The sequence below is a fragment of the Streptomyces sp. NPDC005195 genome (genome assembly GCF_040608315.1).
Lineage (GTDB): Bacteria > Actinomycetota > Actinomycetes > Streptomycetales > Streptomycetaceae > Streptomyces > Streptomyces kaempferi.
In genome coordinates this window covers 113,659-129,894 of the sequence record NZ_JBEXHZ010000015.1, presented here as the reverse complement: position 1 = coordinate 129,894, position 16,236 = coordinate 113,659, and the positions used below count along the sequence as shown (strand labels likewise).

The window sequence follows — 16,236 nt, the reverse complement described above, 5'->3', positions numbered from 1 at the left end:
CCGTAGCGGCCCCGGACCGCTCGGTTCCTCAGCCGGCCGCGTTCCTCAGCCCGCCCCGTTCCTCAGCGCGGAAGCCTTTCCGACGGCCAGAACCACCAGCAGCACCAACAGCCCGGCGCACACGGCGCCTTGGACGAGGGCGCGCCGGCTGTCACGGGGTGCGTACGCGTAGGCGAGGGTGACCACACCGCCGGCCAGCAGTCCGCCGAGGTGGCCCTGCCAGGAGGTGAGTCCCGCCGAGATCAGCAGCCACAACAGCAGGCCCGCCATGAACCGGTTGACGGCGTTCATGTCCGCGCCCAGGCGCCGGGCCATGACGTAGTAGGCGGCGCCCAGTCCGAAGATCGCACCCGACGCGCCGAGCGTGGGCTGGTCCGGCGCGATCAGCAGCACCAGGACGGAGCCGCCGAGCGCCGACAGCAGGTACAGGGCGACGTAGCGGACCCGGCCGAGCTGGGCCTCCACCACCCGGCCCAGGTTCCACAGCGAGACCATGTTCATCACGATGTGCAGGATCCCGAACGTGCCCTCGGTGGGCGGCAGATGGAGAAAGGCACTGGTCAGCATCCGGTACCACTCGCCGTCGACCACGCCTTCGGGACGGAAGCCGGCGGAGTGCTGTGCCTGCCAGAGGTAGTGTCCGCCGTCCGGTCCCGTCAGCCCCGCGCCCAGCATCTCGAACCGGTCCACGATCGCCGGGCGCACCAGCTCGCCCAGGTAGGCCAGCACGTTCAGCGCGATCAGGACGTACGTCACCACGGGAACCGTCGAGATCCGGCCGCCGAACGCCGTGCGGGTCTGCCGGACGGAGCGGGCGCCCTCCTTCACGCACTCCACGCACTGGTGGCCGACGGCCGCCTCGCGCATGCAGGCGGGGCAGATGTAGCGGTCGCAGCGGGTGCAGCGTACGTACGACTCCACCCTGGGGTGGCGGTAGCAGGTGGTGACGGCGGGCTCGGCCGGGCCGGCTGACGCGGCGGGTTGGGCTGACGCGGTGGGTTCGGTGGACTCGGATTCCACGGCCGGCTCCTTGGCGGTACGGACATGCGGGAGGGGAACGGTGAGCCGGTGGGGTCGGCGGCGAACAAAATAGCGAACACGGGGGTACGGGTGGGACGGCAGGGGGCCGTTGTGGTGACGTAATCTCGGCACTCCCGCCCAGCTCACCGCACCGAAGCCCGACGGAAGAGAGCCCGAATGCCCGGGATCAGTCTCAGCAAGGTGGCGGAGACCGCGCCCGCGCTGGTCAGTCTGTACAAGACCGCCGGTGTCTCCCTCGCCCGGCACGGACTGGGCGGGCAGCGGGCCGCGGTGTACCTGGTGGTCGACTACTCCGGGTCGATGAAGCCGTACTACCTCGACGGCAGTGTGCAGGCGCTCGCCGACCGGGTGCTCGGCCTGTCGGCGCATCTCGACGACGACGGCACGGTTCCGGTGGTCTTCTTCTCCACCGACATCGACGCGGTCACCGACATCGCGCTCGAGGACCACCAGGGGCGGGTGGCGCGGATCGTCGCCGGGCTCGGGCACATGGGCAGGACCAGTTACCACCTGGCCATGGACGCGGTCATCGACCACTACCTCGACAGCGGCTCCGAGGACCCCGCCCTCGTGGTCTTCCAGACCGACGGCGGACCGGTCGACAAGCCCGCCGCCGAACGGTACTTGTGCAAGGCGGCGAAGCTTCCGCTGTTCTGGCAGTTCATAGGGTTCGGTGACCCGGACAGCAAGCAGTTCGACTTCCTGCGCAAGCTCGACGAGTTGGCCGTCCCGAAGAAACGGGCGGTCGACAACGCCGGTTTCTTCCACGCAGGTGCGGATCCCCTGGAGCTGGGCGACGAAGAGCTCTACGACCGGATCGTCGGCGAGTTCCCGCAGTGGCTGGCGGCGGCGCGGGCCCTGGGGATCGTGCGGTGACCGTACGGCTGCTGGCCGCCGCCGGGCGTGTGGCGGTGCCCTGGAAGAACGGCGGCGGGGTGACGCGGGAGATCGCCGCGGGGCCCGAGGACGCCGGCATGGACGACTTCCGGTGGCGGGTGAGCCTCGCCGACGTCGGCGCCGACGGCCCGTTCTCGTCGTTCGCCGGGGTGGACCGGACCCTCACGATGGTCGAGGGCGCGGGGATGGACCTGACCGTCGGCGGCGAACACCGCCGGGTGGACACGCCCTTCGTGCCCCGGTCGTTCCCCGGCGACCTGCCCACCGACTGTCGTCTGCTCGGGGGCCCGGTCGTGAACCTCAACGTCATGTGGCGCAGGGGCGAGGGGGCGACCCCCGCCGTCACGGTCGTGCACGGCGGTGCGGAGGTCGCCGTGCCGGCGGCCCCGGCGGTGCTGATCGTGGCGCTCGACGGGAGCGCGGAGGTGGCCGGGCTGACCCTGGGCCGGTACGACGCCGCGCTGCTGACCGGCGAGGACGCCGTGCTGCGGCCGGCCGGCCGCACCGCCGTCGTCCGGCTCGCCGGACGGGCCCCGCTTCCCGCACCGGCAGGCCCGTGACACCGGGTCGCCTGGTCGCCGGGAAGAACCGGAGGAGTGCCGGGTGATCACGGCCGGGCGGCACGACCGGCGAGGACGGCCGCCCGGCACTCGGCGGGGCCGCCCCATGCGGTGCGCAGGGCGCGGGCCCTGGCCAGCCACAGCGACAGGTCGTACTCGGCGGTGTAGCCGATCGCGCCGTGCAGTTGGAGTGCGGCGCGCGCGGTGGTGTACGCCGCCTCGCAGGCGGTGACCTTGGCGGCGGCGACCTCGGCGGGCGCCATGGTCAGGGCCGCTCCGAAGAGCAGCGGGCGCGCGAACTCCAGGGCCTTCCTCGCGTCGGCGAGCCGGTGCTTGACGGCCTGGAAGGAGCCGATGGGGACACCGAACTGGGTGCGGCGCCCGACGTGGGCGACCGTCCGGTCGAGGAGCGCGAGACCGACGCCGAGGGCCTGGGCGGCGGTGGCGAGCCGGGCCCAGGTGAGGGCGTGCTCCACGGGAGGCGCGGCGGACAGGAGTGCGCCGCCCGTCGTCAGCGGGGTGAGGCGGCGGGCCGGGTCCAGACAGCCGCGCACCGGGCCGTGGCCGGGGGCCAGCCGCAGTTCGCCGGCCGTCAGGGCGAGGCGGACGTCCGCCGTGTCGCCGTCCAGCGCGTACGAACCGTCGAGGGCCACGGTCGCCGACGCCTCGCCCGAGACCAGTGCCGGAAGCAGCCGCCCGGCGGGGCCGGGGTCCGCCAGTTGCGCCAGCAGGGCGGTCGCCGCGACCGTCTCCGCCAACGGGCCCGGCACCGCGTGCCGGCCCAGCTCGACGAAGCCCACCGCCAGTTCCACCGGGAGCGGGCCCATTCCCGCGTGGGCGGCCGGTACCGCCAGCGCGAACACGCCTGCCGCGCCGAGACGGGACCACAGCGCACGGCCGCTGCCGTGCTCGCCCCGGCTCCAGTCCCGTACGACCGACGGCGTGTCCGCGGCCGTCAGCATCGCGTCGAGGGAACCGGCGAACGCCCGCTGTTCGGCATCGAGGAGGAAGCGCATCAGCGGCGGCCCTTCGGCAGGCCGAGCAGACGCTCGGCGACGATGTCGCGCTGGATCTCGTTGGTACCGGCGTAGATCGGGCCGGCCAGGGAGAACACGTAGCCCTCGGACCAGTCCGTGTCCGCCGTCTCGCCCTCCTGGCCCAGGAGATCGAGCGCGGTCTCGTGCAGCGCGATGTCGTACTCGGACCAGAAGACCTTGTTCAGGCTGGCCTCCGGGCCGATGGCCTCGCCGTCGAGGAAGCGGGAGGCGAGGGCGTAGGCGAACAACTGGTAGGCGCGGGCGCCGATCACCGCGTCCGCCACCCGCTCGGCGGCCCACGCCGGGCTGTCCCGGCTTCGCCACAGGGCGAACAGCCGGTCCGCGGCGGCCAGGAAGCGGCCCGGGGAGCGGAGCCGCAGCCCGCGTTCGTCTCCGGCCGTCGACATGGCGATCCGCCAGCCCTGGCCGGGCTCGCCGATCACGTCCTCGTCGGGGACGAAGACCTCGTCCAGGAAGATCTCGGCGAAGGCGGGCTTCCCGTCGAGCCGCCCGATCGGCCGGACCGTGACGCCGGGGGCCCGCAGTCCGAACATCAGATAGGTCAGCCCCTGGTGGGGTTTCGGCGTGTCGGGATCGCTGCGGAACAGCCCGAACGCGCGGTCGGCGAACGCGGCGCGCGACGACCAGGTCTTCTGGCCGCTCAGCAGCCAGCCCCCGTCGGCGCGCACCGCGCGGGAGGTGAGGGACGCCAGGTCGGACCCGGCCTCCGGCTCGGACCAGGCCTGCGCCCAGACGACCTCACCGGTGGCCATGGAGGGCAGCACCCGGGCGCGCTGTCGCGGTGTGCCGTGCTCGAAGAGGCAGGGCGCCAGCAGGTTGATGCCGTTCTGGGTGACACGGCCCGGCGCGCCCGCCGCGTAGTACTCCTCCTCGAACACCAGCCAGCGCACGATGTCCGCGTCCCGGCCGCCGTACGCCGCGGGCCAGGACACCACCGACCAGCGGTCCGCGGCCAGTTCGGCCTCCCACGCGCGGTGGGCGGCGAAACCCTCCTCGGTCTCCAGGGAGGGGAGCGGGGCGCTCGGCACATGAGCGGTGAGCCAGCCCCGGACCTCGGCGCGGAACGCCTCGTCGGCGGGGGAGTGCGTGAGATCCATCGACGGCACCTCTCGACGGCGAGCTTCCCTAACAAGTGTTTGGTAGGTTAGCCTGGGAGTATGAGCGACGTCGAGACTCCCGACTACGAACCCGGGCACGGGCTGCTGAAGGGGCGCACCGCCGTCGTCACGGCCGCCGCGGGCGCGGGCATCGGCGGGGCCACGGCGCGCAGATTCCTCGAGGAGGGCGCGCGGGTGGTCATCAGCGACGCGCACGTCCGCCGCCTCAAGGAGAGCGAGGCGGCCCTGGCCGCCGAGTTCGGCACCGGGAACGTCTCCGCGCTGCCCTGCGACGTGACGGACGAGGAACAGGTGGAGGCCCTGTTCGCGCGGACGGACGAGCTTCACGGCGGACTGGACGTCGTCGTCAACAACGCCGGGCTCGGCGGCACCTCGGCCCTGGTCGACATGACCGACGCACAGTGGTCGAAGGTCCTCGACGTGACCCTGGGCGGCACCTTCCGGTGCACCCGCGCCGCACTGCGGCACTTCAGGGAGCGGTCCGGCGGCGGGGTGATCGTGAACAACGCCTCCGTCGTCGGCTGGCGCGCCCAGGCGGGCCAGGCGCACTACGCCGCCGCCAAGGCCGGGGTCATGGCGCTCACCCGCTGCGCGGCGATCGAGGCCGCCGCCTACGGGGTCCGGGTCAACGCGGTGTCCCCGAGCCTCGCCATGCACCCGCACCTCGCGAAGGTGACCACCCCCGAACTCCTGGAGGAACTGACGGGCCGTGAGGCCTTCGGCCGGTACGCGCAACCCTGGGAGGTGGCCAACGTCATCGTGTTCCTGGCGTCCGGCTACTCCTCGTACATGACCGGTGAAGTCGTCGCCGTCAGCAGCCAGCATGCCTAGGGCCGCGGCAGGCGACGTCGGCCCGTCGAAGACCGGGGGCCGCGACGGGGCGAACGCTGTCCGCCGCGGCACCAGCACCACAATGGAACGGTGCCTACCAAGAAGAAGCCCCAGGTGACCGCCACCCCCCAGCGGCGCCGTGAAATCCTCGGCCTCGCCGCCGAGGTCTTCGCCGAGCAGGGCTACAACGCCACCACCGTACGCAGGATCGCGGACCAGGCCGGGATGCTCGCGGGCAGCCTCTACTACCACTTCGACTCCAAGGAATCGATGCTGGAGGAGATCCTGCGGACCTTCCTCGACGAGCTCTGGGACGGCTACGACACCGTCCTCGCCGCCGGACTCGGCCCCCGGGAAACCCTGGAGGCACTGGTCACCGAGTCCTTCCGGGAGATCGACCGGCACCGGGCCGCCGTCGCGATCTACCAGAAGGAGTCCCGGCACCTCGCCGCCCAGCAGCGCTTCGCGTTCCTCGCCGAATCGCAGCGCAACTTCGAGAAGGCCTGGCTGAGCACGCTGGAGCGGGGCGTCGCCGCCGAGGCCTTCCGGTCCGACCTCGACATCCGGCTCACCTACCGGTTCGTGCGCGACACCGTCTGGGTCGCCGCGTCCTGGTACCGGCCCGGCGGACAGCACAGCCCGGAGGAGATCGCCCGGCAGTACCTGTCGATGGTGCTGGACGGGATCTCCGTACGTCCCTAGCCCCGTCTGCGGAGGAGTCGTCATGGCCGAGGCCTACATCGTCGAAGCGGTCCGCACGCCCGTCGGACGGCGCGGGGGAGGCCTCAGCGCCGTCCACCCGGCCGACCTCGGCGCGCACGTCCTCAGGGCGCTGGTCGAGCGCTCCGGCGTGGACCCGGCCGCCGTCGAGGACGTCGTCCTCGGCTGCCTGGACACCGTGGGACCCCAGGCCGGGGACATCGCCCGCACCTGCTGGCTGGCGGCCGGACTCCCCGAGGAGGTACCGGGTGTCACCGTCGACCGGCAGTGCGGCTCCTCCCAGCAGGCCGTGCACTTCGCGGCCCAGGCGGTCCTGTCCGGCACCCAGGACCTGGTGGTCGCGGGCGGCGTCCAGAACATGAGCCTGATCCCCATCGCCTTCGCCTCCCGGCGGGCCGCCGAGCCCCTCGGCCTCACCGACGGCCCCTTCGCCGGCAGCGAGGGCTGGCGGGCGCGGTACGGCGACCGGCCCGTCAACCAGTTCCACGGCGCCGAACTGATCGCCGCCAAATGGGGCATCAGCCGCCGCGACCAGGAGGAGTTCGCGCTCCGCTCCCACCAGCGGGCGCTGCGCGCCCTCGACGAGGGCCGCTTCGCACGCGAGACCGTCCCCTACGGCGAGGTCACGGCCGACGAGGGCCCGCGCCGTGACACCTCGCCGGAGAGGATGGCCGCCCTCGCACCGGTCGTCGAGGGCGGCACCATCACCGCCGCCTGCTCCTCCCAGGTCTCCGACGGCGCCGCCGCGATGCTGCTCGCCTCGGAGCGGGCGGTACGCGAACACGGTCTGACCCCGCGGGCCCGCGTCCACCATCTCTCCGCGCGGGGCGAGGACCCGATCCGTATGCTGTCGGCGCCCATCCCGGCCACCGCGTACGCCCTGAAGAAGACCGGCATGTCCCTCGGGGACATCGACCTCGTCGAGATCAACGAGGCCTTCGCCCCGGTCGTCCTCGCCTGGCTGAAGGAGACCGGAGCCGACCCCGGGAAGGTCAACGTCAACGGCGGCGCGATCGCCCTCGGTCACCCGCTCGGCGCCACCGGAGTGAAGCTGATGACGACGCTTCTGCACGAACTGGAGCGCACGGGCGGCCGGTTCGGCCTGCAGACCATGTGCGAGGGCGGCGGCCAGGCGAACGTGACGATCATCGAACGCCTCTGACCGCCTCTGACCGCCTCTGACCGCCTCTGACCGCCTCTGACCGCCGCTCCCGGTCTACCGCGTCCAGAACCTCTACGGGTACGACGGCGCCGACTCGTGCACCTCTGCGGGTGATCACCGGGATTCCCCGGCCTCGGCGCCGCCCAGGATCCCGGCCGGCCGGGCACGGGCCTCACGGACGCTCAGCGTCTCGGTCATCCGCCGAGCGTGTACCGGAGTGTGTACGCACGGTGTGCGCGGAAAGGCCCTGGCGGCCCCGGGGCCCCTGGAGCTCTTGGAACTCCTGGAGCTCTCGAAGTTCCTGGAGAACCGCCCCCGCTTGCGACATCAGCCCCTCGACCAGCTCCGCGCACGACGGCAGATCCTCGATCACCCCCGCGACCTGCCCCGACGCCATCACCCCCAGATCCGTACGCCCGTCCACCATCGCCGCCTTGAGGAGCATCGGCGTGTTCGCGGCGAGCAGCACCTGGCTCCAGGTCAGGTCCCTGCCGTGCCTCATCGCGAGGCCGTCACGGACCATCCCGGGCCAGGAGAGACCGGAGACCCGCCGGAAGACCGCCGCCCGGCGCACCGCCCGGACGAGCGCCCGCGCACGGCCGGCCCGCTCCAGGGAGCCGACGAACTCCGTACGCAGCATGCGGTGCGGCAGTCCGTCGACGGCTCTCGTGACCGTGACGTCCCCGACCGCCGCCGCCAGATACGCCGCCTTCACCGTGTCCGGGACGGTGGAGTCGGAGGTGAGCAGGAAACGCGTCCCCATCGCGATGCCCGCCGCGCCATAGGCCAGCGCCGCGACCAGCCCCCGCCCGTCGTGGAATCCGCCCGCCGCCACCACCGGGATGTCCACGGCGTCCACCACCTGCGGCAGCAGCACCGTCGTCGCCACCTCGCCGGTGTGTCCGCCGCCCTCGCCGCCCTGCACGATCACCGCGTCCGCGCCCCACGCGGCCACCTTCTCCGCGTGCCGGCGCGCCCCGACGGAGGGCACGACGACCACCCCCGCCTCCTTCAGCTCGGCGATCAGCTCCCGGGAGGGCGCGAGGGCGAACGACGCGACCCGCACCCCCTCCTCGACGATGATCCGCACCCGCTCGCCCGCGTCCCCCGCGTCGGCCCGCAGATTCACCCCGAACGGCGCGTCCGTACGGGACTTGACCTCCCGTACCGCGTCCCGCAGGTGGTCGAGGGTCATCGTCGCGGAGGCCAGGACGCCCAGCGCGCCCGCGTTCGCCGTGGCGGAGACCAGCCGGGGCCCCGCGACCCAGCCCATGCCGGTCTGGACGACCGGATGACGGACCCCGACGAGACGGGTGAGCGCGGTCTCCATCAGTGCCCGGCCTCCCCGGCGCGCGGGGCCGGCCCCGCGACCTCGCGCTCCCGGGCACCGCCCGGATCGATCACCGCACGGATCAGCTCCAGCTCCAGCGGGCTCGGTTCGCGGGTGTACGGCACCTCGGCGGGCACGGACAGCTCGAAGCCCGTGGCCTCCCGCACCTCCTCCACGGTGACGCCCGGATGCAGTGAGGCCAGACGCATGGAGTGGTCGGGTGTGGCGAAGTCGAGGACGCCGAGATCGCTCACCACCCGCGGGATGCGGTGGAAGCGGGTGGCGCTCGGGCCCGCGGCGGCGGCCCGGTCGTACCCCACCCCGCACACCAGATCGACCCGCTCGACGAAGACCCGCCGGGAGTGCTTCGGGATCCAGTAACTGGTCGGGTTGTTCAGGGTGTTGACCGGCGCGCCGCGCACGCCGAGCAGTTGGCGGCGCGGCCGGGCCCAGTCCCCGACGCAGGAGATGTTCTGGTTGCCGAAACGGTCGATCTGGCTCGCGCCCATCATCACGTGCCGGCGTCCGCCGGTCACCGCGGTGAGATGCCGGCGGTACGGCAGCCAGCCCTCGGGGGTGCCGTCGAGGCCGACCAGCAGGGCCTCACCGTCGGTCATCAGCAGGTCGGGGGAGAAGGTGCGCCGGGCGAGGCGAGCGCCGATGGACGGGATCGTGCCCATGGGGCTGGCGAGTACCTCGCCGTTGTCCCGCCAGGCCTCGGCACAGGCGATCACGCAGTACTCGGCGCGGGTGACCGCGGGGACAGGGCTCATCGCCGCTCCTTGTGCCAGGTCCGCACGGCGGACTGGTACGTCTCTTCGTCACCGGCGAGGAAACGCTCGGCGAACCGGTCGTACGGTGTGGTGGCGTACAGCTTCTGGAAGGGTTCGTCGCGCGCGTAGTCGGGGGCGCATGAGGTGAAGTGCGCGCCGTTCGGCGTCTCGACGACACCCGTCACGCTCGACCGGTTCAGCAGCAGCGTCTGCGGCGCGGCCTCCTTGCTGAGCGCGGCGGTGCCGAGGTGGTCGACGAGCTGCTCGCAGGAGACGTACGCCGTGTCGGCCGCCTCGCAGAACAGGTCGTCGAAGTACGGGTCCGGGCCGAGGTACTGGCCGTTGCCCGCGCGGTCCGCGCGGTTCATGTGGACCAGGGCCGCGTCCAGGCGGAGGGCGGGCATGGCGACGAACGTCTCCCCGTCCTCGTACGGGGAAGTGACGGTCCGCAGCCCGGGGTTGACCCGCATCACGTCCGAGCCGATTCCCGCGCGCACCGGCAGGAAGGGGAGGCGGTTCGCGGCGGCGCGCAGCCCCCACATGAACATCGCCTCGTCGACCTCCGCCAGCTCGAGGGCGCCGCTCTCGCGCGCCGCGCGGTAGTGCGGTTCGAGGGGGATGGAGTCGAGGGTGGTGAAGGCGGTGACCAGCTTGCGGATGCGTCCGGCGGCGGCGAGCAGGCCGACGTCCGGACCTCCGTACGACACGACGGTGAGATCGGAGATCCCGGTCCGAAGCAGCGCTCTGACCAGGGCCATCGGCTTGCGGCGCGAACCCCAGCCGCCGATGCCCAGCGTCATTCCGCTCTCGAGGCGGGCGACGGCCTCGTCCGCCGACATGGTCTTGTCACTCACTGGCAGGCCTCCTGCTCCCCGTGCTCCCCGTGCCTTCCGTGATCCTCGGGTGTTCCGTACCTCTCGTGCTCCCCGGGTGCGCCGTGTGCCCCGTGCCGTGGGGTTTCCGCGGTCCCCGTGGCGGCCTCCGCGGCCTGTCGGCCGAACGTGCCGCGGACGCGGTCGGCGACTCCGCTGAGGTTCGCCTCGAAGGTGAAGCCCTGTTCGAAGCGGTAGCTGCGGCGTACGTCCACGGGGTCGATGCCGTTGAGAGCGGCCTTGGCGAGCCTGATCAACTCGCCGTCCTTGGCGGCTATCTCGCGTGCCAGCTCCAGGGCGGCGTCCCGGAGCTCCTCGCGCCGTACGACCTTCCACACCGAGCCGTGCGCGTGCAGCTCGGCCGCGGTCGCCGTGCGCGCGGTGTAGTACAGCGCGCGCATCAGGTGCCCCGGGACCAGACGGGCCAGGTGGGTGGCCGCGCCGAGAGCGCCGCGGTCCAGCTCGGGCAGCCCGAAGGTGGCGTCCTCGCTCGCCACGATCGCGTCCGCGTTCCCCACCAGCCCGATTCCGCCACCCAGGCAGAATCCGTGGACCGCCGCGACGACCGGCACCTCGCACTCGTAGACCGCGGCGAAGGCCTCGAAGCAGCCGCGGTTCGCCCCGACGAGCGCGTGGTGGCCCCCGGTCTCCCGGGCCTCCCGCTGCATCTCCTTGATGTCCACGCCCGCGTTGAAACCGCGCCCGCCGGCCGTCAGCACGACACACCGTGTCCCTGGGTCGCGGCCCGCGGCGCGCACGGCGTCGGCGAGGTCGAACCAGCCGCGCACCGGCAGCGCGTTCACCGGCGGGAAGTCGACCGTGACGACGACGATCCCTTTTTCCGGGGACGAGGTGGAGACACCCATGGACGCATCAGCTACCTTCCCACCAAACGTTTGTTAGGCACGCAGTCTCGAAGCTAGCAGCGAATGCATCCGCGCGGGAGGCCCTGTGGACAACGTGGACGGCTCGGACACCGTGGACGACTCGGACGGCTCGGACGGCATGGACGGCTTGGATGTCGGCGGGCGGACCGTCGTCGTCACCGGGGGAACCCGTGGGGTCGGGGCCGGGATCGCGCGGGCCTTCGTCAAGGCGGGCGCGAAGGTGCTGGTGTGTGCCCGCAGACCCCCCGAAGTGCCCGTCGCCGGGACGGAGTTCGTCCCGGTCGACCTGCGCGACCCGACCGCCGTGCACACCTTCTTCGGCGCGCTGCCCCGGCTCGACGTCCTGGTCAACAACGCCGGCGGTGCCCCGTACCGCCCCCTGGCCGAGGCCGGCGCCGACCGGCACGCGCGTGTGATCGAGCTCAACCTCGTCGCGCCGCTGACCGCCTCGCTCGCCGCGTACGCGCACCTCAGGCGGGCCGGGGGATCGATCGTGATGATCGGCAGTGTGAGCGGGACGCGCCCGTCGCCCGGTTCGGCGGCCTACGGGGCGGCCAAGGCGGGCCTGGAGAACCTGGCCCGTTCGATGGCCGTCGAGTGGGCCCCCGACATCAGGGTGAACACCCTCGTCGTGGGCATGGTCCGCACCGAGCTGTCCCACCTCCACTACGGCGGCGAGCAGGGCGTCGCCGCCGTCTCCCGGACGGTCCCGCTCGGCCGTCTCGCCGACCCGTCCGACGTCGGCGAGGCCGCCGTCTTCCTCGCGTCGGACTCCGCCGCTTACATCACCGGGGCCTCGCTCCTCGTCCACGGGGGAGGGGAGCGGCCCGCCTTCCTCGACGCCGCGACCGTCAACAGGGCCGATCCGACCTACCAGGAGGACTGAGATGAGCGGACCGCTGTTGTGCGGGGAACGGGTCGTGATCGTCACCGGCGCGGGGCGCGGACTCGGCCGGGCGCACGCGCTCGCGTACGCCGCCGAGGGAGCGCGGATCGTCGTGAACGACCTCGGGGTCGGGCTGGACGGCTCGCCGGGTGCGGACGGCCCGGCCGCGCGGGTCGTGGCGGAGATCCGCGCGGCGGGCGGCGAGGCGGTGGCCCACGGAGGCGACATCGCCACCGCCGCGGGCGCCGCGTCCCTGGTGCGCACCGCCCTGGAGACGTACGGACGCCTCGACACCCTCGTCAACAACGCGGGCTTCCTGCGCGACCGGATGCTCGTCAACCTCGACGAGGAGGACTGGGACGCCGTCCTGCGCGTCCACCTCAAGGGCCACTTCCTGCCCCTGAAGCACGCGGCGGCGCACTGGCGGGCGGAGGCGAAGGCGGGGCGGACGCCGCGGGCCCGGGTCGTCAACACGAGCAGCGGGGCCGGGCTGCTGGGCTCGCTCGGGCAGGGCAACTACAGCGCCGCCAAGGCCGGGATCATCGGGCTGACCCTGGTCGCCGCCGCCGAGTTGGGGCGTTACGGCGTCCAGGTCAACGCGATCGCGCCCGCGGCCCGGACCCGGATGACCGAACGCGCCTTCGCCCAGGAGATGGCGGCACCGGACGCCGGCTCCTTCGACGCGATGGCGCCCGAGAACGTGTCGCCGCTGGTCGTGTGGCTCGGGGCGGACGCGAGTGCCGGTGTCACCGGACGCGTCTTCGAGACCGAGGGGGGCCGCATCACCGTCATGGAGGGCTGGCGGCCGGGACCGGGTGCGGACAGCGGAGCCCGCCGAAGCCCCTCCGAGGCCGGTGACACGGCCCTGGAACTCCTGGCGCGCGCGGAGGAACCCGGCGCGGTGTACGGAGCGGGCGGCGCGGCGGGGGAGCCGGCGGGAGGCCGCTGACGGGCCCGTCCCGCCGGGCCGCGCGTTTGCCGGCCCGCACCGTCGTCGGCTCGCACGTTCGCCGGCCTGCGCGTTCACCGGTCTCAACCCCTGGGTGGAGGCCGGAAACCCACCCGTGCTCAACCCGGTGGTTGAGGACGTGCGGCGCCGTGAACGGCAGTCTCGAAGACATGACGACGACCGACTACATCATCTCCGCGGCTCTCATCCTTCTCGTGATCCCGCAGATCCGCGGCACCCGCATGACCCTGCTCCACACACTGGCGCCGCTGGCCGCCGTCGCCGCCGCGGCCGCGTACTACCTCAAGTCCTTCCCGACCGAGGGGCACGACCTCCGCCTCGATGCCGTCACCGTCGCCGCGGGCGCGGCCTTGGGCCTCGCCTGCGGTGCGGCCACCCGGCTCGGCCGGGCGGCCGACGGGGTCGCGATCGCCAGGGCCGGGGCGGCCGCCGCGCTCCTGTGGATCGTCGGCATGGCCGCCCGCGCCGGATTCGAGTTCTGGGCCACCCACGGCGGTGCCGGCGGTATCGCGCGGTTCAGCCGCGACCATCTGATCACCGGGGCCGACGCGTGGACCGCCGCACTGCTTCTGATGGCTCTGGCCCAGGTCGTGTGCCGGCTCGCGGTGGTGCGTGTCAGAGCGCGCCGGGTCGCTACCCCCGCAGCGATACCGGTCGGGGCCTGAGCCCGTCGGCGGCCCCGCCGCGCGCGAGGAGGACGGGCGGTTCGCGCGTGCGGGCGAGCGGTTCGTGGGCGAGGACCGGCTGTCCCCGGCTTCCGGAGGGCGGGCCGAGCCCCGGCCGGGTCTCCCCGCCGGTCCGTCCTGTCCGTTGGTGCGCTCGTCCTGTCGGTCAGCTCTCCCCGCGCGGCACCGTCAGCGCGTGTACCGCCCGTGCGCGGACCTCGGTGTCGTGGTCCTCGGCGAGCGTGCGGAGTTGTGCCATGCCTTCGGTGTGGCCGGCGGCCAGCAGTCCGGCCAGCGCGTCGGCGACCGCCGCGCGCACCGCGGCCTCCGGGTGTGCCGCGTGGCGCAGGACTTCGGGGAGCGCGGCCGGGTCCGCGCGGCGGCCCAGGGCGGCGACGGCGGCCCGCGCGACCACGGGATGCCCGGTCTCGCGGGCGAGTTCGCGCAGCACCTGCCGGCTTCGAGGCGCGCGGGACCGGCCCAGCACGTCGGCCCCGAATGCCTGCCGGAGCGGATCGGTGCCGCGGCACCACAGCACCGCCGCACGGAACGTGTCCTCGTCGCCGCGCAGGCCGAGAGCCGTCGCCGCCTCGGTCCAGTCGTCGTCGGCGGGGTCGGCGCGGCGCAGGGCGCGGGCGGCGAGCTCCGGGGCGGGGGCGGCGATGCCCAGGGATGTCTCCAGGAGGGTGGCGATGGCGGCGTGACCGGTCTGCTGATCGTTGCCGGACACGGGGTGCCCGGCGGGGTCGAGGAGTTGCACCTCGACGGTGATACCGCCGTCCTCCGGGTAGCGGTGCACGGCCGTCGGGTGGCCGGGACCGTAGGTCCGCTCCAAGCCGGCGCGGAGCGTGGCCTCCACGTCGACGGCCAGCCAGCGATGCGCCTCGGCGAGTGCCGCGGACCGCTCCCGCGCTCCCCGCTGCAGGAGCGCGCGGACACAGCCCGGAGAGCCGCGGCGGGCCGCCGCCACGATCGGGGGTTCACCCGTCGGTCCCGGCCGGTCGGGGTCCGCGCCGGCCGTGAGCAGTTCGGTCACCACCGCGGCCCGGCCCTGCTGCACCGCCCAGGTCAGCGCCGTGAATCCGAACCCCTCCACACGGTCGGGACTCGCGCCCGCCGCGAGCAGGGCCCGTACGACCTCCGTGTGGCCGCCGCAGGCAGCCCCGCACAGCGGTGCGTCCGTGCCCTGGCTGAGCCGGTCCGGGTCGGCGCCCGCGGCCAGCAACAGCCGTACGACGTCCGGCCGGTCGCTGACCGCGGCCAGATACAGCGCCGTCTCGCCCTCCGCGTCCACCGACTCCGGGCTCGCACCGGCGCGCAGCAGCCGCACCACCGCGTCCTTGTCACCCTCGTACACAGCGGTGAGGAGACGCGCCGCGGGGTCGTTCGTGCTCATCCTTCGACCCTCGCTCCTGAAGGAGGTGCGAGGCAAAGCCTTTTGGGGTGTTCTGACTCACCCCGCGGATACCGCACGCCCCTCGCGCCGCGGCATCCCCCTACGTGTCGCACTCCAGCACCGTCCCGCACAGCGTGCAGCGCGCCCGCACCCGCCCCCGTACCGGCACCCTGATCCGCTGGTGGCAGGTCGGACAGGGGAAGGAGACGCGCAGCGGGCCGCGGCCGTCCGGGGTGAACGCGTAGGGGACTTCGGAGTGCGGGCCGGGGCCGGGGTGGTCCTGGGCGTGGCGCCGGTCCTTGGCGTAGCGGCGGCGGCCCGCCCAGCCGGCCGCGGTCAGCGGGGGCTGTTGCTCGTCCCCGCGGGCCTTCGCCATGCCCTTCGTGTACGCGGTGTAGGCCTGCGGACTGGTGAACCAGACGGAGGGGTCCTCGCCGAAGACCAGGGCGCGTTTGGCGAGGACGTAGCCGAACTCCTCGGGGGTGAGATAGCCGAGCTTCTGCGAGGAGGCGGCGTCCTCGCGGTAGGCGTCGAGCAGCAGCCAGCCCGCCCCGAGGTACGTCGCGGCGGTGTCCGTGAGGATCTCGTTGTCACGGGTGCCGGTGAAGGAGAGGTCGAGGCGGTGCAGATAGACATGCATCACCTCGTGGGCGAGTGCGGCGCCGATGTCCCTGCGATGGGTGCGGAAGCGGTCGTTGAGTTCGACGAAGTACTCCGGGCCCGCCGTGAGTTCGACGTTCGCCGCATGGGTCATCTCACGGAAGCCGATGATCATCCGGGCGTCCGGCAGACGGTAGTGGCGCACCATCTCGCGGGCCACCCGCTGCGCTCCCAGGTACAGGTCGTCGGTGTCGCCGAAGGCCACGTCGACGGGGGCCACGCTGGTCGCGAAGGTATGGAGGGTGTCGTACGAGAGCCGTCTGTAGAGCGCGGTGATCGAGGCCCGCACCGTGTCCAGGTGCGGGTAGCCGTGCTCGACGGGTCCGCCGTTCGCCACGTCCGCACCCCCTGAAGACGCCGCCGTCCGCACTCCACTCTAAGCCGGGTTCCGCCGCGCGGCCGGACGAGTG

General features: G+C 73.3%; 17 protein-coding genes. 8 read left to right on the top strand and 9 right to left on the bottom strand.

Annotated features, from left to right (window positions below; translation table 11 throughout):
- Positions 1-45: 45 nt before the first annotated feature.
- Complete coding sequence (locus tag ABZV34_RS18560) at positions 46-921, bottom strand: rhomboid family intramembrane serine protease (protein WP_356277347.1); 876 nt, start codon at positions 919-921, stop codon at positions 46-48.
- Positions 922-1,197: 276 nt separating this feature from the next.
- Between ABZV34_RS18560 and ABZV34_RS18555 the strand changes: the two genes are divergently transcribed.
- Positions 1,198-1,917 carry a VWA domain-containing protein gene (locus ABZV34_RS18555; protein ID WP_356277270.1) on the top strand — a complete coding sequence of 240 codons (720 nt, stop codon included), beginning with the start codon at positions 1,198-1,200 and terminating at the stop codon, positions 1,915-1,917.
- Complete coding sequence (locus tag ABZV34_RS18550) at positions 1,914-2,498, top strand: HutD family protein (protein ID WP_356277267.1); 585 nt, start codon at positions 1,914-1,916, stop codon at positions 2,496-2,498. The genes ABZV34_RS18555 and ABZV34_RS18550 overlap by 4 nt, the downstream gene beginning before the upstream one ends.
- A 47-nt stretch (positions 2,499-2,545) precedes the next feature.
- Here the strand turns inward: ABZV34_RS18550 and ABZV34_RS18545 are convergent, their stop codons facing one another.
- The gene (locus ABZV34_RS18545) at positions 2,546-3,514 is read right to left on the bottom strand and encodes an acyl-CoA dehydrogenase family protein (RefSeq protein WP_356277264.1); all 969 of its coding nucleotides are present in this window, start codon (positions 3,512-3,514) and stop codon (positions 2,546-2,548) included.
- The gene (locus tag ABZV34_RS18540) at positions 3,514-4,653 is read right to left on the bottom strand and encodes an acyl-CoA dehydrogenase family protein (protein WP_356277261.1); all 1,140 of its coding nucleotides are present in this window, start codon (positions 4,651-4,653) and stop codon (positions 3,514-3,516) included. The genes ABZV34_RS18545 and ABZV34_RS18540 overlap by 1 nt, the downstream gene beginning before the upstream one ends.
- Before the next feature lie 60 nt (positions 4,654-4,713).
- On the opposite strand from ABZV34_RS18540, the gene ABZV34_RS18535 reads away from it, so the two are divergent.
- From ABZV34_RS18535 to ABZV34_RS18525, 3 genes are all read left to right on the top strand, one after another.
- Positions 4,714-5,505, top strand: coding sequence for an SDR family oxidoreductase (locus ABZV34_RS18535; RefSeq protein ID WP_356277258.1), 792 nt, complete (start codon positions 4,714-4,716; stop codon positions 5,503-5,505).
- Between the two features lie 90 nt (positions 5,506-5,595).
- The gene (locus tag ABZV34_RS18530) at positions 5,596-6,207 is read left to right on the top strand and encodes a TetR/AcrR family transcriptional regulator (protein ID WP_356277255.1); all 612 of its coding nucleotides are present in this window, start codon (positions 5,596-5,598) and stop codon (positions 6,205-6,207) included.
- A 22-nt stretch (positions 6,208-6,229) separates the two neighbouring features.
- Positions 6,230-7,387 carry an acetyl-CoA C-acetyltransferase gene (locus ABZV34_RS18525; RefSeq protein WP_356277252.1) on the top strand — a complete coding sequence of 386 codons (1,158 nt, stop codon included), beginning with the start codon at positions 6,230-6,232 and terminating at the stop codon, positions 7,385-7,387.
- A 172-nt stretch (positions 7,388-7,559) separates the two neighbouring features.
- Here the strand turns inward: ABZV34_RS18525 and ABZV34_RS18520 are convergent, their stop codons facing one another.
- The 4 genes from ABZV34_RS18520 to ABZV34_RS18505 are packed head-to-tail and all read right to left on the bottom strand — an operon-like array spanning position 7,560 to position 11,228.
- Positions 7,560-8,717, bottom strand: coding sequence for a nitronate monooxygenase (locus ABZV34_RS18520; RefSeq protein WP_356277249.1), 1,158 nt, complete (start codon positions 8,715-8,717; stop codon positions 7,560-7,562).
- Positions 8,717-9,490 carry a CoA-transferase gene (locus ABZV34_RS18515; RefSeq protein ID WP_356277246.1) on the bottom strand — a complete coding sequence of 258 codons (774 nt, stop codon included), beginning with the start codon at positions 9,488-9,490 and terminating at the stop codon, positions 8,717-8,719. Before ABZV34_RS18515 ends, ABZV34_RS18520 begins: the two co-directional genes overlap by 1 nt.
- A complete protein-coding gene (locus tag ABZV34_RS18510; protein ID WP_356277244.1) occupies positions 9,487-10,344 on the bottom strand; it encodes a CoA-transferase in 858 nt (285 codons plus the stop codon). The genes ABZV34_RS18515 and ABZV34_RS18510 overlap by 4 nt, the downstream gene beginning before the upstream one ends.
- Positions 10,341-11,228, bottom strand: coding sequence for an enoyl-CoA hydratase family protein (locus ABZV34_RS18505; RefSeq protein WP_356277242.1), 888 nt, complete (start codon positions 11,226-11,228; stop codon positions 10,341-10,343). Before ABZV34_RS18505 ends, ABZV34_RS18510 begins: the two co-directional genes overlap by 4 nt.
- A gap of 148 nt (positions 11,229-11,376) precedes the next feature.
- Between ABZV34_RS18505 and ABZV34_RS18500 the strand changes: the two genes are divergently transcribed.
- From ABZV34_RS18500 to ABZV34_RS18490, 3 genes are all read left to right on the top strand, one after another.
- Positions 11,377-12,135 (top strand): SDR family oxidoreductase, encoded by a 759-nt coding sequence (locus ABZV34_RS18500; RefSeq protein WP_356277344.1) that lies wholly within the window; start codon positions 11,377-11,379, stop codon positions 12,133-12,135.
- A 1-nt stretch (position 12,136) separates the two neighbouring features.
- Positions 12,137-13,084, top strand: a complete 948-nt coding sequence (locus ABZV34_RS18495) for an SDR family oxidoreductase (protein ID WP_356277239.1) — start codon at positions 12,137-12,139, stop codon at positions 13,082-13,084.
- Between the two features lie 170 nt (positions 13,085-13,254).
- Positions 13,255-13,770 carry a hypothetical protein gene (locus tag ABZV34_RS18490; protein ID WP_356277236.1) on the top strand — a complete coding sequence of 172 codons (516 nt, stop codon included), beginning with the start codon at positions 13,255-13,257 and terminating at the stop codon, positions 13,768-13,770.
- A gap of 166 nt (positions 13,771-13,936) precedes the next feature.
- On the opposite strand, the gene ABZV34_RS18485 is transcribed toward ABZV34_RS18490, so the two are convergent.
- The gene (locus ABZV34_RS18485) at positions 13,937-15,166 is read right to left on the bottom strand and encodes an ankyrin repeat domain-containing protein (protein ID WP_356277233.1); all 1,230 of its coding nucleotides are present in this window, start codon (positions 15,164-15,166) and stop codon (positions 13,937-13,939) included.
- A 100-nt stretch (positions 15,167-15,266) separates the two neighbouring features.
- A complete protein-coding gene (locus ABZV34_RS18480) occupies positions 15,267-16,163 on the bottom strand; it encodes a hypothetical protein (protein WP_356277230.1) in 897 nt (298 codons plus the stop codon).
- Positions 16,164-16,236: the final 73 nt, after the last annotated feature.